This is a genomic window from Mesorhizobium sp. M0239, from assembly GCF_040321815.1.
In the GTDB taxonomy this organism is placed as follows: Bacteria; Pseudomonadota; Alphaproteobacteria; order Rhizobiales; family Rhizobiaceae; genus Mesorhizobium.
In genome coordinates this window covers 212,012-238,270 of the sequence record NZ_JAMYSG010000006.1, presented here as the reverse complement: position 1 = coordinate 238,270, position 26,259 = coordinate 212,012, and the positions used below count along the sequence as shown (strand labels likewise).

Annotated in this window: 23 protein-coding genes and 1 tRNA gene; 13 read left to right on the top strand and 11 right to left on the bottom strand. The window is 62.3% G+C overall.

Annotation, left to right across the window (positions count from 1 at the left end; genetic code table 11):
• Positions 1-55: 55 nt before the first annotated feature.
• The 7 genes from NKI99_RS08435 to NKI99_RS08405 all read left to right on the top strand — a co-directional run bounded on the left by NKI99_RS08435 (position 56) and on the right by NKI99_RS08405 (position 7,431).
• On the top strand, positions 56-1,624 hold the full coding sequence (locus NKI99_RS08435; RefSeq protein WP_352610527.1) for a putative B6 ABC transporter ATP-binding protein: 1,569 nt from the start codon (positions 56-58) through the stop codon (positions 1,622-1,624).
• Positions 1,621-2,718 (top strand): putative B6 ABC transporter permease subunit 2, encoded by a 1,098-nt coding sequence (locus NKI99_RS08430; RefSeq protein ID WP_352610526.1) that lies wholly within the window; start codon positions 1,621-1,623, stop codon positions 2,716-2,718. Before NKI99_RS08435 ends, NKI99_RS08430 begins: the two co-directional genes overlap by 4 nt.
• 3 nt (positions 2,719-2,721) lie before the next feature.
• The gene (locus tag NKI99_RS08425; RefSeq protein ID WP_128305800.1) at positions 2,722-3,657 is read left to right on the top strand and encodes a putative B6 ABC transporter permease subunit 1; all 936 of its coding nucleotides are present in this window, start codon (positions 2,722-2,724) and stop codon (positions 3,655-3,657) included.
• Between the two features lie 47 nt (positions 3,658-3,704).
• Positions 3,705-4,511, top strand: a complete 807-nt coding sequence (gene pldA / locus NKI99_RS08420; protein ID WP_127290290.1) for a 4-pyridoxolactonase — start codon at positions 3,705-3,707, stop codon at positions 4,509-4,511.
• Between the two features lie 25 nt (positions 4,512-4,536).
• On the top strand, positions 4,537-5,715 hold the full coding sequence (gene ppaT / locus NKI99_RS08415; RefSeq protein ID WP_352610525.1) for a pyridoxamine--pyruvate transaminase: 1,179 nt from the start codon (positions 4,537-4,539) through the stop codon (positions 5,713-5,715).
• 38 nt (positions 5,716-5,753) lie between these two features.
• Positions 5,754-6,500, top strand: coding sequence for a pyridoxal 4-dehydrogenase, SDR-type (gene pldH / locus NKI99_RS08410; protein ID WP_027039485.1), 747 nt, complete (start codon positions 5,754-5,756; stop codon positions 6,498-6,500).
• Between the two features lie 94 nt (positions 6,501-6,594).
• The gene (locus NKI99_RS08405) at positions 6,595-7,431 is read left to right on the top strand and encodes a sulfite exporter TauE/SafE family protein (protein ID WP_352610524.1); all 837 of its coding nucleotides are present in this window, start codon (positions 6,595-6,597) and stop codon (positions 7,429-7,431) included.
• Between the two features lie 21 nt (positions 7,432-7,452).
• On the opposite strand, the gene NKI99_RS08400 is transcribed toward NKI99_RS08405, so the two are convergent.
• From NKI99_RS08400 to NKI99_RS08380, 5 genes are all read right to left on the bottom strand, one after another.
• Positions 7,453-8,802 (bottom strand): HlyD family type I secretion periplasmic adaptor subunit, encoded by a 1,350-nt coding sequence (locus NKI99_RS08400; protein ID WP_352610523.1) that lies wholly within the window; start codon positions 8,800-8,802, stop codon positions 7,453-7,455.
• Complete coding sequence (locus NKI99_RS08395) at positions 8,799-10,586, bottom strand: type I secretion system permease/ATPase (protein ID WP_352610543.1); 1,788 nt, start codon at positions 10,584-10,586, stop codon at positions 8,799-8,801. The genes NKI99_RS08400 and NKI99_RS08395 overlap by 4 nt, the downstream gene beginning before the upstream one ends.
• 77 nt (positions 10,587-10,663) lie before the next feature.
• Entirely contained in the window at positions 10,664-14,242 is a 3,579-nt protein-coding gene (locus NKI99_RS08390) for a DUF5801 repeats-in-toxin domain-containing protein (RefSeq protein ID WP_352610522.1), read from the bottom strand.
• 315 nt (positions 14,243-14,557) lie between these two features.
• Complete coding sequence (locus NKI99_RS08385; RefSeq protein WP_352610521.1) at positions 14,558-15,205, bottom strand: response regulator transcription factor; 648 nt, start codon at positions 15,203-15,205, stop codon at positions 14,558-14,560.
• A 309-nt stretch (positions 15,206-15,514) separates the two neighbouring features.
• Positions 15,515-15,591: transfer RNA gene (locus NKI99_RS08380), tRNA-Met, on the bottom strand.
• A 240-nt stretch (positions 15,592-15,831) separates the two neighbouring features.
• Between NKI99_RS08380 and NKI99_RS08375 the strand changes: the two genes are divergently transcribed.
• Positions 15,832-16,797 (top strand): Gfo/Idh/MocA family protein, encoded by a 966-nt coding sequence (locus NKI99_RS08375; protein WP_352610520.1) that lies wholly within the window; start codon positions 15,832-15,834, stop codon positions 16,795-16,797.
• A 24-nt stretch (positions 16,798-16,821) separates the two neighbouring features.
• On the opposite strand, the gene mnmA is transcribed toward NKI99_RS08375, so the two are convergent.
• Positions 16,822-18,012 carry a tRNA 2-thiouridine(34) synthase MnmA gene (gene mnmA / locus NKI99_RS08370; RefSeq protein WP_023809913.1) on the bottom strand — a complete coding sequence of 397 codons (1,191 nt, stop codon included), beginning with the start codon at positions 18,010-18,012 and terminating at the stop codon, positions 16,822-16,824.
• Between the two features lie 288 nt (positions 18,013-18,300).
• Between mnmA and sciP the strand changes: the two genes are divergently transcribed.
• Positions 18,301-18,576, top strand: a complete 276-nt coding sequence (gene sciP / locus NKI99_RS08365) for a CtrA inhibitor SciP (RefSeq protein WP_013529904.1) — start codon at positions 18,301-18,303, stop codon at positions 18,574-18,576.
• A gap of 64 nt (positions 18,577-18,640) precedes the next feature.
• Here the strand turns inward: sciP and NKI99_RS08360 are convergent, their stop codons facing one another.
• A complete protein-coding gene (locus NKI99_RS08360) occupies positions 18,641-19,567 on the bottom strand; it encodes an NADP-dependent oxidoreductase (RefSeq protein WP_023809912.1) in 927 nt (308 codons plus the stop codon).
• A gap of 90 nt (positions 19,568-19,657) precedes the next feature.
• Between NKI99_RS08360 and NKI99_RS08355 the strand changes: the two genes are divergently transcribed.
• The gene (locus tag NKI99_RS08355) at positions 19,658-20,056 is read left to right on the top strand and encodes a winged helix-turn-helix transcriptional regulator (protein WP_023809911.1); all 399 of its coding nucleotides are present in this window, start codon (positions 19,658-19,660) and stop codon (positions 20,054-20,056) included.
• A gap of 86 nt (positions 20,057-20,142) precedes the next feature.
• Here the strand turns inward: NKI99_RS08355 and NKI99_RS08350 are convergent, their stop codons facing one another.
• Positions 20,143-20,520: a flagellar export protein FliJ gene (locus NKI99_RS08350; protein WP_013529907.1), complete on the bottom strand. Its 378-nt coding sequence runs from the start codon at positions 20,518-20,520 to the stop codon at positions 20,143-20,145.
• A gap of 452 nt (positions 20,521-20,972) precedes the next feature.
• On the opposite strand from NKI99_RS08350, the gene ctrA reads away from it, so the two are divergent.
• A complete protein-coding gene (gene ctrA, locus NKI99_RS08345) occupies positions 20,973-21,668 on the top strand; it encodes a response regulator transcription factor CtrA (protein ID WP_006203583.1) in 696 nt (231 codons plus the stop codon).
• A gap of 102 nt (positions 21,669-21,770) precedes the next feature.
• Here ctrA and NKI99_RS08340 read toward each other — a convergent pair whose 3' ends face one another.
• The gene (locus tag NKI99_RS08340; protein ID WP_128303696.1) at positions 21,771-22,175 is read right to left on the bottom strand and encodes a response regulator; all 405 of its coding nucleotides are present in this window, start codon (positions 22,173-22,175) and stop codon (positions 21,771-21,773) included.
• Positions 22,176-22,414: 239 nt separating this feature from the next.
• The gene (gene chpT / locus NKI99_RS08335) at positions 22,415-23,044 is read right to left on the bottom strand and encodes a histidine phosphotransferase ChpT (RefSeq protein ID WP_024504504.1); all 630 of its coding nucleotides are present in this window, start codon (positions 23,042-23,044) and stop codon (positions 22,415-22,417) included.
• A 391-nt stretch (positions 23,045-23,435) separates the two neighbouring features.
• Between chpT and NKI99_RS08330 the strand changes: the two genes are divergently transcribed.
• Entirely contained in the window at positions 23,436-23,972 is a 537-nt protein-coding gene (locus NKI99_RS08330; protein WP_245273156.1) for a DUF1134 domain-containing protein, read from the top strand.
• Positions 23,973-24,161: 189 nt separating this feature from the next.
• Positions 24,162-25,298, top strand: coding sequence for a coiled-coil domain-containing protein (locus tag NKI99_RS08325; RefSeq protein ID WP_352610518.1), 1,137 nt, complete (start codon positions 24,162-24,164; stop codon positions 25,296-25,298).
• 91 nt (positions 25,299-25,389) lie between these two features.
• Here the strand turns inward: NKI99_RS08325 and NKI99_RS08320 are convergent, their stop codons facing one another.
• Positions 25,390-26,205, bottom strand: coding sequence for a TrmH family RNA methyltransferase (locus tag NKI99_RS08320; RefSeq protein ID WP_352610517.1), 816 nt, complete (start codon positions 26,203-26,205; stop codon positions 25,390-25,392).
• Positions 26,206-26,259 lie beyond the last annotated feature (54 nt).

The following is a 26,259-nucleotide window of genomic DNA, read 5'->3' as shown; positions in this document are numbered from 1 at the left end:
GGGGTGATCCGTTCACCCCTCCGGACGATTCCCGTTTTTTTGGTGCTGGGCTTTCATGAGCGGTTTTTCTTCATCGTCCGTTGCCGGGCGCGACATCGTCGCGCTTGAAGGCGTGACCAAACGGTTCCCCGGCATCGTTGCCAATGACAGCGTCGACCTGTCGATCCGCCCGGGCGAAGTGCATGTGCTGCTGGGCGAGAACGGCGCTGGAAAATCGACACTGATCGGCATGTTGTCCGGCCTGCAGCAGCCGGACGAAGGACGCATACTGGTCGACGGCAAACCGACGCCGATCACGTCGCCGCGCCATGCGCTGGCACTCGGCATTGGCACCGTATTCCAACACATGATGCTGGTGCCGACGCTGACGGTGGCGGAGAACCTCCTGCTTGGCGGGCCGTGGTGGCAGCGCCCCAGGACCGAGGAACTGGCGGCGCGCGTCGCCGAGATCACCGGCACGCTCGGCATCACCGTCAAGCTTCAAGCCAAGGTATCGGAGTTGTCGCTCGGTGAGCAGCAGCAGGTCGAGATCCTGCGCGCGATGCTGCGCAACAGCCGGCTGCTCATCCTTGACGAGTCCACCTCCATGCTGACGCCGAAAGGTATCGACGAACTGGGCGCGCTGATGCGCCGCCTTGTCGAGCAGGGCCTGGCGATCGTCTTCATCACCCACAAGCTCAAGGAGGCGGCTGCCTTCGGCGACCGCATCTCGGTGCTGAAGCTTGGCCGCAAGGTCGGAGAGATCCCGCCCGAGCGGTTTCGCGCCCTGGGCGAACAGGAGATCGTCTCGGAGATCGTGGAATTGATGTTCGGTAAGCAGAAGGATGATCCGGAAGCCGTCGAGCGTCCTGTCCGCACTGCCCGCGCCGGAACGGCCCCGCTGCTTCAGGTCGCGGATCTCGCGGTCGCGCCGACCGACAATGCGCCGGGCCTGTCGTCGATCTCTTTCGACATCCGCCCGGGCGAGATCCTGGGCATAGCCGGCATCGACGGCAACGGCCAGAAGCAGCTGGCGGAAGCGCTGGCCGGCCAGCGTACAGCCGCCAGCGGCTCGGTGCGGCTGGACGGCGCCGCCATCGAGACGCTGAGCGTCGGCGAGCGCCGCCGGCGCGGCCTTCGCTACCTGACCGACGACCGGCTGGGCGAGGGCACTGTCGGCACCTTCCCGGTCTCGATCAACTTCTTCCTCAAGCAGGTCGGCGCGGCCCCGTTCTGGCGCAACGGCGTCGAGCAGCGCGCGGAGATCGACAAGCGCGCCACCCAGCTCGTGCGCGAATATGACGTGCGTACGCCGAGCCTGAAGACGCCCGTCGCGCGGCTGTCCGGCGGCAACATCCAGAAGGTGCTCCTGGCACGGGAACTGGCTGAAGGCGCCAAGGTGGTGATCTTCAACAAGCCGACCTATGGGCTCGATCTCGCCAACACATTGGCGTCGCGCCAGCGCATTCGCGACACGGCGGCGCGTGGCCTTGCCGTGCTGCTGATCTCCACCGACCTCGAGGAATTGCTTGGTATGTGCGACAGCATCGCCGTCATCGCAAACGGCGCTTTGGTCGGCACCGTCGAGAACGTAGACGACGCCCGCACGAAGGTCGGTCGCCTGATGATCGGACTTGCCGCATGAGCATCGACACCGCACCCACGGTCAGTGCTACCGCACTCGATGCCACGAGCGGGGCAACGACGCGCCGCGACATCCTGCACCGGCTGCTGATGACGCTCGGTCCGATCCTCATCGCTCTCGTCATAGCCGGCTGTATCCTGCTTGCCGTCGGCGTCGACCCGCTCGCCTACTATGGCTTCGTGCTGGAGAAAGGACTGTTCTCGCCGCTCGGCATCCAGCAGACGCTGACGCGCATGGCGCCGCTGCTGTTTCTTGCCGCCGGCCTGATCGTGGCCTTTCGCGCCGGCATGTGGAATCTCGGCGGCGACGGCCAGTTCCTGCTTGGCGCGGTGACGGCGGCTGCCAGCGCTCCCGTGTTCGTTCAGATCATGCCAGCCTGGCTGGCGCTGGTCTGCTCGTTCCTCATCGCCATGATGGTGGCGATGATCTGGTCGCTGGTGCCGGCCCTGCTGCGTGCCTATCAGGGTGTCAACGAGATCATCACCACGCTGATGATGACGTTCCTCGGCACCTCGCTCGCCAATGTGCTGGTCAAGCTGGCGTTTCGCGATCCGGGAACGACCGTGCCGCAGACGCGCACGCTGCCGGTGGAGGGCCGGCTGCCGCGCCTGTTCGAAACGACCATCACCAGTGGCCTGCTGCTTGGGCTGGCGGCGATCGTCATCGTGCATCTGGTGATGACGCGCACGGCGTTCGGGCTGAAGCTGAGGATCGTCGGCGCCAATCCACGCGCGGCGGTTCACTCGGGGCTCGGTGTCCCCGGCCTGACCGTCGCCGTCTTCGCCATTTCGGCCGGGCTGGCCGGCCTTGCCGGCGCCGTCGACATCATCGGTGTCCAGGGCAATGTCCGCGCCGACTGGAATCCCGCCTATGGGCTTGCCGTGATACCCGCCGTGTTTCTCGCCCGCATGAACGGCTTTGCTGCGATAGGCTTCGTGTTCCTGCTTTCGGTGCTTTCGATCGGCGGTGAGAGCGCGGCGCGCCGGCTTGGCGTTCCCAATCATTTCACGCTGGTGCTGGTTTCCATCGTGCTGATCGTGCTCGCGCTCGCCGAATATTTCGATCACCGATACAACCAGTCGCGGAGGGCCTAGGGCATGACCGGGCTGTTCAGCGAAGTCTTTCTCAGCGCGCTCCTGTTCGGCGCCGTCACCGCGGCGATCCCGCTGCTGCTTGCCGGGCTCGGCGAGCAGATCTCCGAGAAGGCGGGGGTGCTCAATATCGGCATCGAAGGCATGATGCTGGCCGGCGCCTATCTCGGCTTTGTCGGCGCTTTCTATTCCGGGTCGCTGTGGCTGGGCTTTCTCACCGGTGCCGTCGGGGGTGCTGCGGTGGCGCTTGTCATGGCGCTGCTTTGCGTGCGCATCGGGCTGAACCAGATCGTCATCGGCATCGCGCTGACCTTGGGGCTCGAGGGCCTGACGGCACTGCTCCACCATTTCCAGTTCTCACGCAGCTACCCGCGCCTGCCCGCGGCGGATGCGACCGTCATTCCGCTGCTTTCGGACATCCCGGTCATCGGGCCTGCATTCTTCAAGCATCATCTGATCGTCTATCTGGCGGTCGCGCTGGTTTTCGGCATGAGCTACCTCTATCGGCGCACGCAACTCGGCCTCAATTTGCAGGCGGCAGGCGACAAGCCGGCCGCGCTCGATGTCGCCGGCATCGATGTCGTGCGGACCCGCACCATCGCCGTGTTGACGACCGGAGCGCTGGCTGGGCTCGGCGGCGCCTATCTCGCCAATGTCGGGGCTGGGCTGTTCATTCCGTTCATCACCAATGGCGCGGGCTTTCTCGGCATCGTGCTGGCCATGCTGGCGCGCGGTCGCCCGATCTGGGTGCTGTTCGGCGCGTTGCTGTTCGGCGTCTGCCTGTCGCTGACGACGGCCATGCAGGTGGCCGGCATCAACATACCGACCGACATCATCCAGATGCTGCCGTTCCTGGCGGTGATGATCATGCTGGTTCTGTTCGGCCGGCGCGCCAGCCTGCCGGCGGCGCTCGGCATTCCATACGAGCGCGGCGCGCGCTGAGCACAATTCATGCGCGGACGGGACCCGCGCCAATAAAGGAGGCAAGAATGTCGGATACCAAGGTCTACCTGCTCGACGGCGGCTCGCTCGTTCTCGACGGCTATCATGTGTTCTGGAATCGCGGCCCTGGCGGTGAAGTGCGCTTCCCCGTCTATTCGATCCTGATCGAGCATGCCGAGGGTCGGTTCCTCATCGACACCGGCTACGACTACGACCACGTGATGAAGGTGCTGCCGTTCGAAAAGCCGATCCAGGAAAAGCACCAGACCATCCCAGGCGCCCTGGCGCTGCTCGGCCTCGAACCGAAGGACATCGACGTCGTCGTCAATTCGCATTTCCACTTCGACCATTGCGGCGGCAACAAGTATTTTCCGCATGCCAAGAAGATCTGTCACCGGACCGAAGTGCCGCAGGCCTGCAATCCCGAGCCCTTCGAACATCTCGGCTATTCCGATCTGAGCTTTTCGGCGGAGGCTGCCGAAGCGCGTGGCGCGACCGGGCAATTGCTGGCGGGCACGACACGGGCGAACTCGACCTTTGAAGGCGTCGATGGCGACGTCGAGCTTGCCAGGGGTGTCCGGCTGATCTCGACGCCCGGTCATTCGATCGGCCATTACAGCCTGCTGGTAGAGTTCCCCAAGCGCAAGCCGATCATGTTCACCATCGACGCGGCCTATACGCAGAAGAGCCTTGAAACGCTGTGCCAGGCGGCCTTCCACATCGATCCGGTGGCGGGCGTCAATTCGATGCGCAAGGTGAAGAAACTCGCCGAGGACCATGGCGCCGAGTTGATGTACTCGCACGACATGGACAACTTCAAGACCTACAGGACCGGCACGCAATTCTACGGCTGACCGCCTGCAATCGGGAGACAAGACGATGCGCTATCTCGAACACGCCGATCCGGTCATCACCCTGACCGCGGGGCCGGTGAACGCCTATGCCGAAGTGCTGCGCGGCCTCGGGCGCACGGTGCTCTACGACTACGACCCGGCGTTCCAGCTCTTCTACGAGGGTGTGGTCGACAAGGCGCAAAAGGCGATGCGGCTGTCGAACAAGCCGGTCATCCTGCATGGCGAGCCCGTGCTTGGCCTGGAGGCCGCCGCGGCCTCGCTGATCACGCCGGACGATGTCGTGCTCAACCTTGCCTCAGGCGTTTACGGCAAGGGGTTCGGCTATTGGGCGAAGCGCTATTCGCCACATCTGCTCGAGATCGAGGTGCCCTATAACGAGGCGATCGATCCGCAGGAGGTCGAGGCAATGCTGAAGGCGCATCCGGAGATCACCGTCGTTTCCGTCTGCCACCACGACACGCCGTCCGGCACCGTCAATCCGATCGACGCCATCGGTGCGCTGGTTTCAGCGCATGGCGGCTATCTCATCGTCGATGCCGTCTCGTCCTTTGGCGGCATGAAGACGCATCCCGAGGATTGCAAGGCCGATATATATGTCACCGGCCCGAACAAATGCCTGGGCGCGCCTCCCGGCCTGACGATGATGGGTGTCAGCGAGCGGGCCTGGGCCAAGATGAAGGCCAATCCCCTGGCGCCGCGCGCGTCGATGCTCAGCATCGTCGACTGGGAGCATGCGTGGTCGCGGGACAAGCCGTTTCCATTCACGCCGTCGGTCTCGGAGATCAACGGGCTCGATGTCGCGCTCGACCTCTATCTCAATGAGGGACCGGAGGCTGTGTGGGGGCGCCATGCACTCACCGCCAAGGCCATGCGCGCCGGCGTTGCCGCGATGGGTCTGTCGATCTGGGCTGCCAGCGACAGCATCGCGTCGCCGACCACGACCGCTGTCCGCACGCCCGAAGGTGTCGACGAGAAAGCGCTTCGCCAAGCCGTGCGCGCCCGTTACGGCGTCGTCTTCTCATCGGGCCGCGGCGAAACATTGGGGAAGCTGACACGCATCGGCCATATGGGTCCGACCGCCCAGCCGATCTACGCGATCGCGGCGCTGACGGCACTTGGCGGCGCCATGAACGCGGCCGGCCAGAAACTGGCGATCGGCAAGGGCATCGACGCGGCGCTGGCCGTGATCGACGCCGACGCTTGAACAGACATCACCAGATCACGAATTGAGGGAGCATTTTCATGACTGAACGGCTTGCGGGAAAGACGGCCCTGGTTACGGGCGCCGCGCAGGGTATCGGCAAGGCGATCGCCGCGCGGCTTGCCGCCGATGGGGCAACCGTCATCGTCAGCGACATCAATGCCGAAGGCGCCGGGGCGGCGGCCGCGGCGATAGGCGGAAAGGCGAGGGCGATCGCCGCCGACATTTCCGATCCGGCATCCGTCAAGGCACTCTTCGCCGAAATCCAGGCCCTGACCGGGGGCATCGATATTCTGGTCAACAATGCCAGCATCGTGCCGTTCGTCGCCTGGGACGATGTCGATCTCGACCATTGGCGCAAGATCATCGACGTCAACCTGACCGGCACTTTTATCGTCAGCCGTGCCGGTACGGACCAGATGCGTGCGGCGGGGAAGGCCGGACGGGTGATCAGCATCGCGTCCAACACCTTCTTTGCCGGCACGCCGAACATGGCGGCCTATGTCGCGGCCAAGGGTGGCGTCATCGGTTTCACCAGGGCGCTCGCCACCGAGCTTGGCAAATACAACATCACCGCCAATGCGGTGACGCCCGGCCTGATCGAGAGCGACGGCGTCAAGGCGAGCCCGCACAACGAGGCGTTCGGCTTCGTCGAGATGCTTCAGGCCATGAAAGGCAAAGGGCAGCCGGAACATATTGCCGACGTGGTCTCGTTCCTGGCCTCCGACGATGCGCGCTGGATCACGGGCCAGACGCTCAATGTCGACGCCGGGATGGTGCGCCACTAGCCAAAGCGTATCGCAAAAACTGTTGCGCATTTCGGGGTGACCTGCATCGCGGTCGCAGCAGCGGACGGGCGCGGCCTATCAAAGGGAAATCACGGTGGACTTCGGATTCGACACGTCGGTTTTCGACGGGCTGACGATTGCAATGCTGGTCGCCGGCCTGGCCATGACCGGAATGGCCTCCGGCGTGCTCGCCGGTCTGCTGGGAGTCGGCGGCGGCATCGTCATCGTCCCGGTGCTGTTCTGGGTGCTTAGCCTGTTCCACTTTTCGCCTGCTGTGATCAGCCATCTGGCGGTCGCGACCTCGCTCGCGGTCATCATCCCCACCTCGATCTCGTCGATGCGTTCGCACAACAGGCGCGGCAATGTCGATCGGCCTCTGCTCACTCTGTGGGGACCGGCCATTTTCGCCAGTGCCCTCGTCGGCGGCATCATGTCGAAATTCATCCCGGGCGCCGGCTTGCGGCTGGTCTTCGGCGTGGTCGGCCTGCTGGTGGCCGTCAACATGGCGTTGCCGAAGCACCTCGTGATCTCCGATCACCTGCCGCAAAGCGGCTGGATCAACCGCGCGATCGCTGCTGTGATCGGCTTTGTCTCTTCGCTCATGGGAATTGGCGGCGGCACACTGTCAGTGCCGACGCTTTCCAGCTTCTCCTTTCCGGTGCACCGGGCCGTCGGCACATCGTCGGCGCTTGGCCTGCTTATCGCGCTTCCGGCAGTGGCCGGCTTCATCTGGGCGGGTCTTGAAATCGCCGGCAGGCCTCCGCTCAGCCTGGGTTACGTCAGCCTGCCGGCGGTTGCCATCATAGCGCCGGTGAGCTTCCTGTTTGCACCCCTGGGTGCAAGGCTCGCCCACGCGCTCAACCGGCGCTACCTGAAACTTGCCTTTGCGTTCTTCCTGGCGATCACGGCCGGGCGAATGTTGCTTTCCTGAAGCCGGTTCAGCGGCCTACGGCTATTTTTCCCGCATGGCCCGGCGGAAGTTCTGCGTGATCGGCTCGGCGAGATAAGAGAGCACGGTGCGGGCACCTGTCCGGATCATCGTCTCGCTCGACATGCCGGGCAGCAGCTTGCGGCTCTCCAGCTTGCCGAGTTCGCTTTTGTCGATCACAACCGTCGCGGCGAAATAAGGTGCGCCGCTGCGTTCCTCAACCATGCGGTCAGCCGACACGATCTCCACGACACCTTCGAGTGGCGGCAGGTTGTAGCGGGCGAAGGCCGGGAAGCTGACGCGCGCGAGCTGTCCGGGTGCGATCGTCTCGACATCCTCCGGCTTGACCATAGCCTCGACCACGAGTTGCTGTCCGAGCGGCACGATGGTCATCAATGTCTCACCGGGTTTCACGACACCGCCCGCCGTATGGACCTTCAGATCCATGACAATGCCGTCAACCGGTGCGACGACATCGGTGCGGGTAAGCACGTCCGCGGCGGAACGCTCCTGCTGTCCGAGGTCGAACAACTCCGCCTCGACCTTGCTCAACTCGTCGACGGCCTGGTTCAGGCGCACTGTGTTGAGGTTCAGGATTTGCGTATCAATCTCGGCCATGGCGCTTCCGGCACGGGCGATTGCGGCAATGTTGGTAGCGCGCTCCCCCTCGATCTCCCGCTGTTGGCGTCTGAGCAATAGGTTCCGTTCGCGGGTGGTCAGCCCTTTCTTGAGCAGCCCCTCAAGGTCTTTGCTTTCATCCTCGATTGCCTCGATCTGTTTGTCTTCGGTGACGATAAGCTGCTCCAGTCCCGTTATCTCTTCCTCGACCTGGTGACGGCGCTGGCCGAGAATTTCCCGCTCGTCCTTCAGATTGTGGTGCTTCGCGGCAAACACGTCACGCTGTGCGGCCACCGCGTCCTTCACGGCCGTGGCGGGGTTTGCGAGCAACGCCGGATTGAATTCGATCTCGGCCTTGCCGTCACGCTCGGCCCTGAGACGCGCGGCCAGCGCCTCACGCGTTGCTATCCGGTTCTGGACCAGGTCAAGTTGCGCCTTTGCCTGCGTGTCGTCGAGCCGGATGAGGATCTTGCCCGCCTTGACGATATCCCCGTTGGCGGCGTTCAACCCCGCGATGATGCCGCCCTCGAGGTGCTGGATGAGCTTGCGGTCGCCGGCGACCTTGATAACGCCCGGCGCCACAGCGGCGCTGTCCAGCGGTGCCAGCGCCGCCCAGCCCCCGGCCACGCCGAAGAACAGGAACATGATCGCGAACCCGGTGAACTTCACGCTGGCCAGACGCAGGGGTACCGGTTCCAGGAGGGAGGGCGGCGCGACGGGTAATGGCACGACGTTCAATGCTGGGGAACGGCTCATGCTTCCTTGACCTCTTTGCTGTCGTCGACTTCCTTGACTTCCTTGACCACTTCGAGGGTTGGTAGTTGGGCTGCCTTTGGCATCTGGGTGACCTTGCGGGCGCGGTTGGCGAGTTCGCCGAACACGGCGTCGCGTGGCCCGAACAGATCCTGTGCGCCATGGCTAAGCACCAACACCTTGTCGACCTTTTCCAGAATGCTTGGCCGGTGCGAGATCAGGATCAGGGTCGTCCCTGCCGCCTTGAGCCCGCCGATGACTGTCGCCAGTGCTTGCTCTCCCTCGTGGTCGAGATTGGAGTTAGGCTCGTCAAGGATAAGGAACGCCGGGTCGCCGTAGAGTGCCCGCGCCAGCCCGATGCGCTGGCGTTGCCCGCCGGACAAGGCCGCACCACCTTCACCGATCTCGGTGGCGTAGCCCTTCGGCAACCCCTTGATCAGTTCGTGGACGCCGGCCAACTGCGCGGCCTTGACCACATTGCTGAAGACCGCCGGGTTGAGCGACGCGAAACGGGCGATGTTCTCGGAGACGGTGCCGGCGAAGAGTTCGATATCCTGTGGCAAATAGCCGACGTGTCGACCCCTGTCCTCGGCCGCCCATTCGACAATGCTCATGCCGTCAAGCAACGCACGCCCTCCGGTCGGACGCCATGCACCGGCAAGGATTCGCGCCAGGCTTGTCTTGCCGGCGCCGCTCGGGCCGATCAACGCCATCGCTTCGCCAGGCTTGAGCTGGAAGCTGACGCCCTTCAGGATCGGTTCGCCGCCCTGACGGGCAAGCACAAGGTTGTCGGCCTCAAACCTGCCTTTGGGTCGTGGCAGTGGCAGAACAGGCGTGGCCTCCTGGCGCTGTCCGGCGACCGCGGTGAGACGCCGGTAAGCGGCACGCGCTCCGACCGTCGCCTTCCAGGTGGCGATCGCTTGCTCGACAGGAGCCAACGCACGGCCCATCAGGATCGAGGCGGAGATCATGATGCCGGGTGAAGCCTCGTTGCGAAGGACCAGATAAGCGCCGAGGCCGAGGATGGCCATCTGCAGGGCCAGCCGGTGGCAACGAGCGATGGCCGCAATGACGCCGCCCCTGTTGGCGGCAAGAACCTGTCCTCTGTTTGCCTCGTCCTGATGCGCCTTCCAACCCTCCAGCAGGGGCTTCAGCATGCCCATCGCCTGTACGACTTCGGCGTTGCGGATCGCTGCCTCAGCCTGTGTGTATGCCCGCGACTGAGCGCTTGTGGCCTCGGTCAACGGCTTGCGGGTGATGTACTCGTTCAGCAACGCGAGTGCGAACAGCACGAGCCCGCCGCAAAGAGCCAGCCAGCCCAGCCATGGGTGCATGAGGAAGATCGCGGCGAAGAAGATCGGTGCCCAGGGTGCGTCGAGGATCGGGAAGATGCTCGGGCTGGTCAAGAAATTCCGCACCTGGTCGAGGTCGCGCAGTGGTCGCGCGTTGATCTGGCCTGGGGCAGAAGCGGCGTATTCCACCGATGCGGTCAGGAGGACTGGGCCCAACCTTGCGTTCATCCATGACCCGACCTTGGCCAACAGACGCCCGCGCACAACTTCCAACCCCGCGAGCGTCGCGAGCGCCGTCGCCGCCATCAGCGACAGCATCACCAGCGTCTCTAGGCTATGGCTGCCGAGTACGCGGTGGTAGACCTGGAGCATATAAAACGCCCCGGTCAGCATCAGCACGTTGATGCCCCCACTGAACCAGACAAGCGGCCGGATGGCGCGTTTGGCCTCTTTGATCACCACCTGCAGGGCAGGGGGCTGTTGCTTGGTTTTCATCATTTAGAGGACATCCCCATGCAAGAGATCGCGGGCGGCGCATGGGGGGCAGCGTTCGCTGCCCCCATGGTCAAGTGTCAGGCGACGTCAACAAGTATGTGCTGGACGTCTGTCATATCCCCGTCCGCGTCCGCCACTTGGAAGGCGAAGTCGAGGTTGGCATCCGGCGTCTCGGTCACGGTCGTGCTGAAGGCGATGTCCGTGATCTTCAGCACGTCGTTGTCGACGGCGTCGAAGTTCACCAGGTTGGTGGTCGCAAAGCTGCCGCCGCTTGAGCCGGTCGCCCCGTTCAGGTCGATCGCCGTGCCGGTGATCCCGTTGCCCGACTGCATGATCTGGACACCCTGCAGCAAGTACTCTTCGCCGGCTGCGTTGTAGTCGTTCTGCTCGATGATCACGAGGCCGTCATTGTTGTCGAGCGTGAACTCTGAGTTGTAGGGGGATGGGACCAGACCCGTCTTAAAGATGTCGCCGTTCGACACGTACATAGCCCGCGTGATCGAGATGTCGTCCGCGGTGCCGAAGATGTTATCGGCACCGTTGTCGACCAGGTCGAGGATCAGCATCAGGTCCTCGCTGTTGCCAATGCCGTCGAACTTGATGGCCATACTGCCGGCGACGGCCGTCGGGTCGGTAGCCTCGCTCGCGATACCGACGTTGCTGTTGAAGAACCGCAAGGTGAGCAGTTCGCCTTTCTGGATCGTGTCGCCGGCGACACCGTTGGTGCTCTGCGTCGCGGACACCCACGTTTCGTTGTTGTTGCTCACCATGTCGTGAGCAGCGCCGGTGAAGACGGTGTCAGGGGGGACAGATGAGGATTTCCCCTCGCCATCGATCGTCAAGCTGAACGGGTTGGCTTTGTTGATCGCGTTGCCGGTGAACTGCACGAAGAAGTCTTCGTCAGCCGCCGTGTTCGGGTCATCCGCCTGCAACTTTTCCAATACGATCTGCGGGTGGCCCACGTTGCTTGTGGGCTGCTTGGACAAGAGCTCACTGGTGTGGATTAGGTCGAAGCTGAAGCCTTCGAGCGGGTCGGTCAGTGTGATGGTATAAGTGTCAAGAACCTTGTCGAAGACCAAGGTGCCGCCCGCCGTGCCGGTCTGGGTGCCAGCCGCTGGATCCTTGTCGTAGGTGAAGGTGAAGTCGAACGTTGCGGAAGTGGCACTTTCCGACGAGAGCGTCACGTCCGAGGTGAGGATACTCCCTCCGCCGCCGCCGGCGATCGTGCCGCTGAGTCCGATCTGGACGCCGGGAAGCGCGCCATTCTGGTCGACAAAGTCAGAACCGCCGCCCGTGTAGAACGCGGCCGTGTGGGCATCCGCGCCGATGTCGTACCCGAAGGCTCCGGTGGCCGACGCGTTGAGCGTGTTGGCCAGGGTCTCGTGCTGGATACCTGCGGTACCGGGGTCACCGTCGAATGGCACCGTGATCGTCGGGCCGTCGTCCTCGAAGGTAAAGGCAGTGCCGATGTTGGCTGTTGCCTCGGCGGTATCGCCGTCACCATCGGTGGCGGTCGCGGTCAGCGTAACCAGATCGGCCGCGGCAAGTACCGCCGCCGAAGCGCCGCTCTCCACGGGATCTGCCGGATCGTTATGGATGACCGAGCGGTTCTGGGTCAGCGTCACCTCGCCGGTGTTCTCATCGACGCTGATCAGGAAGGCGACCGTGCCTGTGGCGTTCGCCAGATAGCCTTCGACCTCGCCGCTGGCGTTGAGACGCAGCAGAATGTTGTCGCCGCTGAGCGTGTCGTCGAGGCCGCTGTCGACGCCTGCGCTCTTGACGTCGAGTTCATAGGTGACGGCGCCGCCGTCGGCGCCGAGGTCGGTGCTGAAGGCGGAAGCGAAGCCTGCCGATGTGGTATCGGAAAGATCGCTGTCGTCGGTGGTCAGCGTCGGAATCGTGCCGTCAGCGGTCACGGTCGGCCCGTCATCCTCGAAGTGGAAGGCGTCGCCGATATTGGCGGTTGCAGCGTCGGTGTCGCCATCACCATCGGTGGCAGTCGCGGTCAGTGTCACGAGGTCGGCCGCGGCAAGTGCCGCCGCCGAAAGACCGCTCTCCACCGAATCTGCCGGATCGTCATGGACGATCGCGCGGTTCTGGGTCAGCGTTACCTCGCCGGTGGCATCGACGGTGATCAGGAAGGCGACCGTAGCCGTGTCGTTCTCCAGGTAACCTTCCACTTGGCCATTGAGGTTGACGCGCAGCAGGATGTTGTCGCCGCTGAGCGTGTCGTCGAGGCCGCTGTCGACACCGGCGCTCTTGACGTCGAGCGCATAGGTGACGCCGTCCAGGCCATCGGCGCCGGCATCGACGCTGAAGACCGACGCGAAGCTTGCCGATGCAGTATCGGGAATGTCGGTATCGTCGGTAATCAGCGGCGGAACGGTGCCGTCCGCTGTCACCGCCGGCCCGTCATCGTCGAAGTTGATGAGGGAGCCGACCTCTTCGGTGTGGGCGTTGGTGGTCGTCGCCGAGAAATGGAACTCGGTGATGTCTAACCCTTCGTTTGCATCGACCCCCGTAACGGTCAGCCGGTCCATTGGGCTGGCGGTTGTGATATCGACGGTTGTGATGTTATCCAGCCCGGTGATGGTGACTGCGTTCCCAGTGCCAGTAAGCCCTGAGACGTGGATCGTGCCGCTCGCCGTGACGTAGTCGCCATCGGCGGTGATGGTGGCGGCAAATCCCGATTCTCCCGTCAACTTGATGCTGACGATATCGACGGGGTTGGTAGCAGTGCCGTCAAAGAAGTTCGTGCCTTGATCGTTGTCCGTATTGTTCGAGGCCGTAATCGTGATGTCCACGCGCTTATCAAAAGTGGAAGGCGTGATCTGGTTGATGGTGAACCCAGCCTGCGTGATAGTCTCGATATGGTTGTCGTACTGGATCTGCGAAGCAGTACCTGCGCTCAGGTCGCCGCCGGTCACAAAATCGACCTGCAGCGTTTCGCCCGGATTGATGCTCTGATTGTCGATGCCGAAGCCTTGTTTACTCACGTTGGCGGTGCCACCGTTCAGACCTATCACCAGAAGCTGCTTGGAAGCGTCATCGGGCGAGTTAATCAGGTAGAAATCGTGATTGCCGGGAGCGGCGTCCTGGCCTGAGAAACTGATCTCGGAGGTCCCCTCGATCGATGCGAATACCATATTGGTCAAATCGATGCGGTCATCCGGGTTGCTGTCCCCGCCGAGCGGATGGAGCAACGGCACATACTCAACCAAGTACAAATCCGCGTTGGTGGAGCTGGTGGGGTCGAGCCCAAACGAGAAGGCGAGAGGCCCGGTCTCGACGGGCTCAAAAGTCGGGTCGTCAGTGCCAATGACGCCGATCACGACGTTTGGATCAGTTGAATCCTGGAACAGCCACACATAATTGCCATCGACCGTCCGAATGCCGCTGTTCACGCCTTCGGTGGGGGAAAACAGGTCTCCGTCGAGGTTCTGCGTGAGAACGACCGAGGTGATGATTTCCCCTGCGTCCCCCGTGGCCTGCACGAAGTCGGCCTTGAAGGCGACTTCCAGTGCGGTGCCGAGGCCCAGAAGATATTGCAGCGTGAGATTGCCACTGTACAACGGATCGGACGGATCAATATCACTGTCCTGAAGACCGGTGGTTTCGTCGATGATGATGTCTTGGGCCGCGATGTCGAGGGCCATGGAGGTTCTCCTTGGTTGAAAACGCTTCAAGAAAAGGGAACCAGCTCCCGGATGCCGGAAATGCACCTACCCCAGTGCATCCGGTCGCGTGATGGATTTCGTCCCCATGCCTCATCGTGCCGCCAATGAAGAGGGCGCGTCCATTCCCGCTTGGATAGTATTGCGGTCAATGTCCGCGCCTGATCGAACGATATATATCCTTCGATAGATCAGGCTGGCGGGCGCTGCGGGAGGTCGCGCAGGCACGAGCCGGATGCCGTCAGACGGCTCTCCGGCCGTTGCCGTGCGTACAATGTCGGTGCGAGTGGAGAGTGTTCAGAGCAGGCCGGTTCGGCCCGTTCCTGGACGCCCGGAGCCTTTGCCGTGCGTCATCCAGGCAAGTTCCGCCCGGCCGCCGAGGTGCAGCTTCTCGTAGACGTGATGCAGGTGCATCTTCACCGTGCCTTCGGATAAATGCAGCCGCTGCGCGATGGTCTTGTTGCGCAGCCCGCGCGAGACGAGATCGGCGATCTCGGTCTCCCGCCCGGTCAGCCGGGACATTGGCTGCGGCTGCGACCCGGGCATCAGCAGTTGCTGGACGATCTTGTTGTCGATCCACTTCTTGCCCGCCGCCACCGCATTCACGCATTCGATGAGAAAGCGGTGGCTGATGCCGTCCAGAAACAGGCCGTCGACGTCGAGCGTCTGTATCTCCTTGACATCGAGCCTGCCGGTTGGCTGCACGATGAAGATGATGCCGAGAGCGCTGTTGCCGGCCTTCAGCCGTGAGGAAAGACCTGATGTCTGCTGGTCCGCGAGATCCACGCCCACGATGACGATATCAGGCTGATGGCGCTCCACATGAGCGAGAACGTCCACAGGGCGGCGACACTGGGCGACGACATCGTGTCCAGCCTTCTGCAAAACCCATTCCAGACCGGCGAGATATACCCCTCGCGGGTCCGCCACGACCAACGTCGACATGCGAACACCGTCCGTAAAAAACGCAACGAACTTGGTTAAACACCCGTTAAATCAGGAAACCAGAGCCTAGGCAGATTGTCAAGGAATAGCTAATATGCATGTTGCTATAATACGCGGCCGACAGGCGGGCTCCTCGCACCGCAGCAGGCCGGCTGACGATTCCGATTCCTGCAGAGGCGATACTGGACTTGATTGAAATGTCAGCGTTTCGATCGCGCCAGGATTCGCCGAAGCGAAATCGCGGGACATCTCACCGTGCTGCCAGGAGAGAATGCCTTTCCGACGGCATCAAAACGAATGTGAAGAACTTGGTAGCGGGAGAGGGACTTGAACCCCCGACCCCAGGATTATGATTCCCGTGCTCTAACCAACTGAGCTACCCCGCCAGGGCGGCGAAAGACCCGAAATCCGCCTCAAATCGAAAGGCATGTCGGGGGCGTTCGCCAAGGTCGCGCGGATATAAGGTTGGGAGGGTGAGCCTGTCAAGCTTCGAAGCAACCGGCTTGCCGGCTTATCGTCATTATCGAAAAGCTTTGCCGTGCGGACATTTGGTTGCCGCCGCCGGGGTTGAGTTCGAAGGGGCACGTCGCTATGTCTCGGCCAAGAGTTTTTAGAGTTTGAAACAGATGAAGCCGCGCATAGCAGTCCTCGGTTGCGGATACTGGGGCAGCAACCACATCCGCACTCTCAAGGCGCTCGGCGCGCTGCACGCGGTCTCCGATACCAACCGGGCTCGGGCAGAAGGCTTCGCCAGCGAGCAGGACTGCCTGGCGATCGAGCCGGACCAGTTGTTCGTGCGTGACGATATCGACGCCATCGTCATGGCGCTGCCGCCGCAATTCCATGCCGACCTTGCGGTACGCGCCGTCGAGAACGGCAAGGACGTGCTGGTGGAAAAGCCGATCGCGCTGACGGTTGCCGATGCCGAGCGCGCGGTGCGGGCGGCCAAGGACAATGGCCGCGTCTTCATGGTCGGCCATGTCCTGCGGTTCCACCCCGCCTTCGAGACGCTGAAAGGGCTGATCGACAAGGGCGAACTCGGCGAAGTGCGCTACATCCACTCGCACCGCCTCGGCCTCGGCAAGTTCCACACAGAGAACGACGCGCTGTGGGACCTGGCGCCGCACGATCTGTCGATGATCCTGGCGATCACCGGCACCGAGCCGATCGAGGTGCGCGGCGAGGGGGCCGCGCTGCTCGACAGTCTCAGCGACTTCGCGCATCTGCACATGCGCTTTCCCAACGGCCTGCGCAGCCATCTCTTCACCTCGCGGCTCAACCCCTATCGCGAGCGGCGGCTGACCGTGGTCGGCACCAAGGCGATGGCGGTGTTCGACGACGTCGAGCCATGGGAACGCAAGCTAGCCGTCTACCGCCACGCGGTGTGGCAGGACAGCGGCCAATGGGCCTTCACCACCAATGAGCCGTCCTATGTCGCGGTTGCCCAGGGCATGCCGCTGACACGCGAGCTGGAGCATTTTATCCAGTGCATCGAGACGCGTGCCGAACCGCGTACCAGCGGCGAGGAAGCGATCAGGGTGCTGCGCATCCTGACCGCCGGCACGGTCACCCACACCAAGTCGAATTCCTGAAGCGCGGATTATTCGGCGGGAACCTTATTCGGCAGGTATCTGGGCCGGCCTGGCGGCAAGCCGGGTCAGCATCGCCTCGGCCTCGGCGCCACGCTCCGAACGCTCGATGAAGCCGCCGCCGAACACGCGAGCTTCGTTGCCGTCATCGGAGTAGAGCACGCAGGCCTGGCCCGGCGCGATGCCGGACTCGCCGTCGATCAGTTCCACCCATGTGGCACCGGCACGATGATGCAGCACGGCCGGGCGCGGCGGCCGCGTCGAGCGGACCTTGGCGAACAGCTCCAGGCCGCCAGCAGGGACGTCTGTGAGCGGTCCGTCGCCCAGCCAGTTCATATTGCGCAGATAGATCTTGTGCGTCTCCAGCGCCTCGCGCGGGCCAACCACGACGCGAGCGCGGTCGGCATCGAGGTGGACGACGTAAAGCGGCTCGCCGGAAGCGATGCCGATGCCACGGCGCTGGCCGATCGTGTAGCGCAGGATGCCCTCATGGCGGCCGAGCACGCGGCCGTCGATGTGGACGATGTCGCCCGGATTGGCGGCGGTTGGCTTCAGCTTGGCGATGATGTCGGAATACTTGCCCTGCGGCACGAAGCAGATGTCCTGACTGTCCTGCTTGGCGGCAACCGCCAGCCCCATCTCCTCGGCAATGGCTCGAACCTGAGGCTTCGGCAGGCCGCCAAGGGGAAAGCGCAGATAATCGATCTGTGCCTGCGTGGTGGCGAACAGGAAATAACTCTGGTCACGGTCGGCGTCGACCGGCCTGTAGAGCGCGCGGTGGGCGCCGTTGGCGCCGGAACGGATGTAGTGGCCGGTGGCCAGCGCGTCGGCGCCGAGCTCCTTGGCGGTGGCCAGGAGGTCGGCGAACTTCACCGTCTGATTGCAGGAAACGCACGGGATCGGCGTCTCGCCGGCGACGTAGCTCTCGGCGAAGGGATCGATAACCGCCTTGCGGAAGCGTTCCTCGTAGTCGAGCACATAATGGGGGATGCCGAGCGTCTCGGAGACACGGCGGGCATCGTCGATGTCCTGCCCGGCGCAGCATGAGCCGGCGCGGTGCGTCGCCGCGCCGTGGTCGTAGAGCTGCAAGGTGACGCCGACGACGTCGTAGCCCTCACGTTTCAGCAGGCCGGCGACGACAGAGGAATCGACACCGCCCGACATGGCGACGACGATGCGGGTGTTTTCGGGACGTCCGGGAAGATCGAGACTGTTCATGATGCTTTCGTTCTGCACGGCGCCTCAATGCCAATGTCGAGAATATAGGTCAAGCTTTACCGGCGCGCCAGCGTGCAGGGCGATTCACCGGTTGCGTCCGATCTCCGCCAGGGGATGCATTTTCCCCGGCAAATCAGGGTTTGCGGGCAGATGTTTCAAATGCCGGCGAAAAGACTAACGCGGCGTTCATGATCCTTACCTAGTCATTAGGGTCTGCTTAGGCAATTTTTAAAGCTGTGGCGGTAACGTGGCGGGGATTGGGTCTTTGAGTTTTTTGTAGAGAGTACGATGACCGATCTGGTTAGACCGAGAGTCAAATATGTTATCGGGCCTGACGGCAGCCCTCTTACGATTGCCGATCTGCCGCCGACCAATACACGTCGCTGGGTTATCCGGCGTAAGGCGGAAGTGGTTGCGGCCGTGCGCGGCGGGCTTTTGAGCCTGGACGAGGCATGCCAACGCTACAAGCTCACCACCGAGGAATTCCTGTCCTGGCAGGCGTCGATCGACGAATATGGCCTTGCCGGGCTGCGCACCACACGCATCCAGCAATACCGGCACTGACCATTGCGAATTTAGACGAAGGGCGCGGCTAACCCCGCGCCCTTCTGTTTTTCACCGCTCCCGCTCAGAGCGATAGCACAACCTTGCCGATCGGCTTGGTGGCGAGGAAGGCGTGAGCGGCTCCCGCATGGTCCAGCGGGAAGCTCTTCGCCACATGGACGGCAAGCTTGTTGGCATCGATCAACCGAGCCAGTTCCAGCAGGCCCTCACTGTCGGGCACGACGGACATACGCTCGACCCGAATGTCTCGCGCGCCGGCCTGGGCCCTTGTGTTGTCGCTGACATCGAGCAATGACACCAGCACGCCGCCACGCTTGAGCACCTTCAGCGAGCGTTGGGCGTGGTCGCCGCCCATTGGATCCAGCACCAGATCGATGTCGCGGATCTGATCGGTGAAATCGCCCTTGGTGTAGTCGATGACTTCGTCGGCGCCCAGTTTGCGGACGAAATCGAGCTTGCCCGGGCTGGCCGTGGCGACGACGTAGGCGCTGCGCGCCTTGGCGATCTGCACCGCCAGATGACCGACGCCGCCAGCTCCCGCATGCACCAATACGCGCCGATCCGATTTCAGTCGGCCGTGACGAACAAGCCCTTGCCAGGCGGTGAGGCCGGCCAGCGGCAAGGCGCCCGTCTGGAGGTGGTCCGCGCCCTTCGGCTTCAGTGCGATTTGATCGGCAGGCACGGCAGCCAGCTCGGCATAGGCCGCCGCCTGCTTGGGGAAGCGCGGCATGCCGAACACCTCGTCGCCGATCTTGAAGCCGGTGACGCCGGGGCCGAGTGCTTCGACAGTTCCCGAGATGTCCCAACCCAGGATGAAGGGCGGCTCGCCGAGCAAGGGGTAGTAGCCGGCACGGACGGCGCCGTCGACCGGATTGATGCCTGCGGCCTTGACGCGAACCAGCACTTCGCCGGCCTCTGGCGTGGGATCCGGCTGATCGGCGATGACAAGGACGTCGGGTCCGCCGACGGATTTCTGGATAACGGCACGCATTGAGATGTCTCCTGCTCGGTTGATGCCACTATCATTTGGATAGTAATAGTCTCTTGTCCAGTATGTACCTTCCTGATATATACGCACCCCATGGATAGTGAAGATGATTGCGGTTTCGGCTATGATGCGTTCCGGCGGACGTGTCCTTCGCACACCGTGCTGGAGATGCTGGCCAGCAAATGGGTCTATCTGGTGGTTTGCGCGCTGCGCAAAGGCCGGCTGCGCAATGGCGAGCTCGCCCGCAAGCTCGAAGGCATCACGCCGAAGATGCTGACGCAGACGCTGCGGGTGCTCGAGCGCGACGGCCTGGTGCGGCGCGAGATCTTCCCGGTCATTCCGCCGCGCGTCGAATATGAATTGACCGAGCTCGGCCAGAACCTGGCGGGACTGCTTACCCAGATCAGGTCATGGGCGGAGCAGCATGCGCCGGATATCAAGGATGCCCGTGCAAGGGCAATTGCCGAGAGTGAAGGGGATTGGGCCGCGTAGGGCGGATTCATTTTTCACGCCGGAGCCGCAAGCCGCGACAATGCGCCAGCCTGATGGCGGGCGTTGGCGCGGCAAACCGCCAGGTCTTAGCCGATCATGGCGCTGCGGCCACCGACTTCCGCTTCGCGGATCTTCGTGTCGCGCGATTCCAGCATTTCCGCCTTGGAAAGCTCCGCTTCAGCTTCGCCGAGTAATGATTCGGCGGCGCTTCGCTGCTGGGCGAGGTCGCTTTGGGAATTCCTGAGGTTGTCGCGGCGCAGGCGAGCCGCCTTGGCGAAGGTCGGATAGGCGAAATGGTTGATGTCGGTGATGCCGGCCTTCTTTTCCTCGGCGGTGATCTGAAGCTCCAGTTCGACGGCCATGCGTTCGAACTCGGCGATCATCATGTCGAGCTGCAGCAGCTGCCGCCGCTTCTCATTCACCTGAAACTGTTTCAGCCGAACGAGGTTTTCACGTGACTTCATGATTCGGTACTCCCGGAAACGCACACCCGCATCTATCGTCCAAACCACCTGGAAACGCCCAGGCCGCACCCGTGTCCACCGCCTTTCCCCTAACTATGGGAAACAAAACCCTAAAGTTTTTTGCCGACGGTAACCATTCGTTTACGGGCATTGTTAATCATACGGGTCAGGACTTAAGGCCGGGTAAAAATTCCGGCCACCGATGCGGAAGCGACGTCGATGAGTCCCTGGAGTCGCTTAGTCCAGGTTGTTAATGTGTTGCATTAGGAATTTGGTTCTGAGATTCGTTATTAGATTCAAGAGGGTGTAGAAAGAGGTTAAAAAATCTGGTACCGTCATGGACGGGAAATTAGGATTTGTTAACCATTCAATGGCAGCCTCTGCACAAGGCAACCACTGCTCCGGGTCCGGACGGGTCGTGAAATGGTCCGGCAGCAGAAAAGGGGAATGAAATGCGTGTTCTGCTGATAGAAGATGACAGTGCAACCGCACAAAGCATCGAACTGATGCTGAAATCGGAAAGTTTCAACGTCTACACGACCGATCTCGGTGAAGAGGGCGTCGATCTAGGCAAGCTCTACGACTACGATATCATTCTTCTCGATCTCAACCTGCCTGACATGTCGGGCTACGAGGTCTTGAGAACGCTTCGCCTTTCCAAGGTCAAGACACCTATTCTCATCCTCTCCGGCATGGCCGGCATCGAGGACAAGGTGCGCGGCCTCGGCTTCGGTGCAGACGACTACATGACCAAGCCGTTCCACAAGGATGAGCTGGTTGCCCGCATTCATGCCATCGTGCGGCGCTCCAAGGGCCACGCCCAGTCGGTCATCACCACCGGCGACCTGGTGGTCAACCTCGATGCGAAGACAGTCGAAGTCGGCGGCCAGCGCGTGCACCTGACCGGCAAGGAATACCAGATGCTGGAGTTGCTTTCGCTGCGCAAAGGCACCACGCTGACCAAGGAAATGTTCCTCAACCACCTCTATGGCGGCATGGACGAGCCTGAGTTGAAGATCATCGACGTCTTCATCTGCAAGCTGCGCAAAAAGCTCGATGCGGCATCGGGCGGTCAGAACTACATTGAAACGGTCTGGGGGCGCGGCTATGTGCTGCGCGAACCGGAAGACATTCGCGTCAGCGCCTGAGCGACGAATCGTTCGAATCTTTTCAAAAAAACCCGGCTTCGGCCGGGTTTTTGCATGACGGGCTGGTAACGGTCTGTTTTTGGGCTTCCGAGCAGGAAACCGTCACGCACTTTTTCTGGAATTGCTCAAGGGTGCCGAATCAGTTGCGCTCTTCAAGGTGCGAAAGCGCTCGAGCAGTTGCGGGCGGTTGAACGGCTTCAAGAGATAGCCCTGGGCGCCGGCGCGCTTGGCCCGCATGATCGAAGCAATATCGAGCTCGACCAGGGAAATCAGGATCTGCGGCCTTATCGGGCTCTCCATGGCGCGGACGCGACGGATGAGATCGACCGCCGGTACGTCGGGCAAGGCGCCATCGACGACGATGATGTCGGGCATGTCGGCGGCGCACATCTCCAACGCGTCAAGTCCGCTGGCGGCCTCGATGACAATCATTTCGGAGCCGCCCAGGATGCGTTTTGCAACCTTCCTGATGACGCTTGAATCGTCGACGAACATGCAGCGTTTCATTTCCGGGTCCTCTTTGCCTTCTGGCAGTCCGGTAGCGTCGGGGGCATCCAGGGCGGACCATAGGCCAATCTGGTAAAGAAGCCGAAAAGGCGTTAGGTAAAATTTTTACAAAGATAGGCAGGTGCCTGCTTTTATTCGCGAATGCTTTGGCACTGCCTGGACGACCAGATGCATCTCAAGTCGATGAGCTGGAATTACAGATTTCAATGTAGAAATACTTCGCTTTATCGGCTGCGCAATCAGGCCGCAGAAAGGACGATTTCTTCCGGCGTCGCGTGGATCGATATCGTCATGCCGGCTTCGCGCGCCAGAAGCAGCGTGTAGTAGGGCTGCACGGAATGCGCGTCGATCGGTTCCTCCGGCTTGTGGCCGGAATGCAGTTCGAGGAACTTCGGCGGCACACGCAGCATCGGGCCGGCCGACGCAAGCGCGAAACGCGGTTCGGTCTCAAGATTTTCCAGCGTCACGGAAAGCTTGCCGCCGCGCGGAATGGCGGCATTGGCGACGAGGATCAGGTTGAGCAGCAGCTTGACCTTGTTCTTGGGCAGCAACGCGCGGGGCCCGTTCCAGGTCAGTTCCGGCTTTTCGTTCTTGAGGAAGGCGATGGCGACCGCTTCGGCATCGCCGGTATCGATCAACATGCCGGCCGAGCCGGCGGCACCGAAGGCGATGCGGGCGAACTGCAGGCGGGCCGAAGCGTTGCGGGCGCTCTGGCGGATCAGCTTCATCGCGTCCTCGTCGGCGCCGCCTTCATCAAGCAATTCGAGCCCGTTGTTGATCGCGCCGACCGGCGAGATGATGTCGTGGCAGACCCGACTGCACAAAAGCGCTGCCAGATCGGGTGCGGAAAGGGTGAACAGATCGGCCATCGGCGAAAAATCCCTGCAAAATCTCACAACTCATGGCCGGGCGATCGATCGTCGCCTGCCACACGAATCACGCACTCTCTCCTCGGGCTTTCTGAATACACAGCGCCCGTGCGTGCAGCAACAAATCCAAATTGTGGTTGTGGCAAATGGCGTGTTCACGCAGGCTGCCGGCCCCACTTGAGCGACCCCAAACAGCCTTCGAACCGCCATGTTCATGTGTGAGCTTAATGGTTGAAAAAGGATTACGGCATAGTTTGCCCCTAACAGTTACCCTTAACGGCCGGCTAAAAGAGCCGTACGGGGTGCGAGGCGTCGGCGAAGGTGCTCCCTGACGGAGATTGGAAGCATGTTTTCCCGATACTACGACCGGAGCTTTCTCCGTGTCTTCTCAATGGCGGTCACGCTCCTGGGCGTTCTCGTCTTCTCGACTTCAGCCCTGCGGGCCCAGGAATACACCGCTCAGGAGATTGTCGATTCCGGTCACAAATTTTTTGGCGCGACATCGGGCGGGCTCGCCACGGTGATCGAGAAGATTTTTGCCTCCTACGGCCTGCCCAACGGCTATCTGCTGGGCGAAGAAGGCTCGGGTGCGCTGATCGGTGGCCTGACCTATGGCGAAGGCACGCTCTACACCAAGAATGCCGGCGACCACAAAGTGTTCTGGCAAGGCCCGTCACTCGGCTGGGATTTCGGCGGCGAGGGGTCGCGGGTGATGATGCTGGTCTACAATCTCGACGATGTGGGCAGCCTCTACAACCGCTATGGCGGCGTCGCCGGTTCGGCCTATGTGGTGGCTGGCGTCGGCTTCAACGTGCTGAAGAACAACAATGTGATTTTGGTGCCGATCCGCACCGGTGTCGGTGCCCGGCTTGGCGTCAATCTCGGCTATCTGAAGCTTACCGAGCGCGCCACCTGGAATCCGTTCTAAGCTGAAGTCCTTGGCTGTCGTTGCCCAAAACCGGGACCGCTTTTGGGTCGACATGCATTAAACTCGTGGCGTTGCGGCAAACCCTTGCCGCAACGCTGGATTTCCGCCATGTCAACGTGGCACAGTCAAGCGCTCTATGCGCTTTTGGTTTATCTGGTTTGATGCTTACCGGCCACAACGGGTAGTCACTTGGTCCAGTCGGTCCTGTTCTTCGTCCTCGGCTTTCTCTGCGCTGGCTTTCTGGCGCTCATGGTGGCTCCGGCCATATGGCGTCGTGCGGTCGCGCTTACACGCAGACGCGTCGAATCCTCGATCCCTCTGACGCAAACCGAGATCCAGGCGGACAAGGATCGCATCCGCGCCGAATACGCTATGACGACGCGCCGCCTGGAAATCGGCGTCAAGGCGTTGCGAGAGAAGGCGGCCGAACAACTCGTCGAGATCAATCGCGGTCGCGAGGCCATAAAGGGCCTGGCGGTCGAGCGGACGGACAAGAACCAGGCGCTGACCGAGCTGGGCGCGAAGAACGAAGCGCTGCGTCAACGAGAGGGCGAGTTGCAGCAGCTTTCGGAGCGGCTGAAGGAAACCGAGCGCAAGCTGGAAAAGCGCGCAGTTGAGCTGGAAAAGCTGGAGCGCATGTATGACGACGCCAGTTTTTCCTCGAGCAGCCGGCAGATCGAGCTCGTGGCGCGAGAGTCCGAAATGCAGAAGCTCGCCAGTGACATTGCGATGCTGCGCGGCCAGCGCAAGGAAGCCGACAGGCGCGGCCAGGAAATCGTGGCTGAAAGCAAGGCCGCGCGGGAGGCCCTGAAAGCCGAGAAGAAAAGGACCGCCGAGCTCGACAAGAAGGTCGAGCGGCTGCTGGCCACACTTGCCGATCGCGAAGACAAACTCGACCGCCGCGAAAAGGAACTGGCACGCATGCGCGAAAGATCGAAATCCGAAGACAGCGCGCCAGCCTTGCGGCTGGTCGGCAAGGGCGGCGATGTCGCGGGGAGCGATGATTTCGACAAGGCAATCGCCAAGCTCGACAGCGACCGTGAGCAGCTCGAGGCGAGGCTGGCGGCGCTGGCGCGAGAGAACAAGCGGCTGAAGGCGGATCTCACCGCACTGGCAGTGTCCAAGGCCACGGACAGCAGCTCCGCCTTGCGCGAGCAGATGAACGAACTGGCGGCGGAGGTCGTCCATCTGACGGCCAAGCTCGAGGGGCCTGGTTCGCCGATCGCCAAGGCATTGGCGATACCGTCGGACGCACGCTCCGGCAATGGTGACCGCAGTCTTGCCGACCGCGTGCGCGCGCTGCAGAAGGCTGACGCGACAAGCTGAATCAGGCCTCTTTAGAGTATTTCACCGTTTCACGGAAACGGCGAAATGCCCGAACTCTTTGCTTTGACGCAATTCTGGACGGAAAACCGCTTCACACTTTTCCTAGAATTGCTCTAGCCGAAAAATGATGCAGCGCGATGGCTGAAGCCGCGGCGACATTCAGGCTGTCGAAGGCTTCCGCCATGGTAATCCGCACGTTGCGCAGGCTTGCGAGCAGGTTGTCCGGCAAGCCTTCGCCCTCGGTGCCGAGATAGAGCGCCAGGCGCTTACTGCGCTGCGCATCGCGGATGTCGGTCTTCCCGCGTGGCGACAGCGCGAATTGTTCGAAGCCACGTCGGGCGAGCATCGTTGTGAAGCCGGCGGTATCGGAGAACGATGCGAAGGGGATCTTGAGCGCGGCGCCGACCGAAACGCGGATCGCCTTGCGATAGAGCGGGTCGCAGCATGTCGCATCCAGCAGAACAGCGTCAGCGCCAAAGGCGGCGGCATTGCGGAAGATCGAGCCCACATTGTCATGGTTGGCGATACCGACGAGCACTACGACGAGCGCCCGAGGCGGCAAGCCATCGAGCAGGTCTTCGGCCGGCTGCGGCTCTCCCTTGCGGCCAATGGCCAGGATTCCGCGATGCATATGAAATCCGGCGATAGCGTCCATCACCTCGCTGGTGGCGACATAGACCGGGAGGTCGGCGGGCGCCTTGCTCAGGATGTTGTCGAGACCTGCCAGCCGGTTTTCCAGGACCAGGATCGATTCGGCGGCAAAGCGCCCGGTCGAGAGCAGCAGGTCGAGCACCACCTTGCCTTCGGCGACGAAGCGGCCTTGCCGGCCGGCGAGGTCACGCTCGCGAATGTCGAGATAGGCAGCGACGCGCGGATCTTGCGGGTCGTCGATGCGAATGGGATCCATGCATTCCTCGCGACCGTCGCATCGGCCCGAAAATCCGGACCGCTTCCCGGCGCT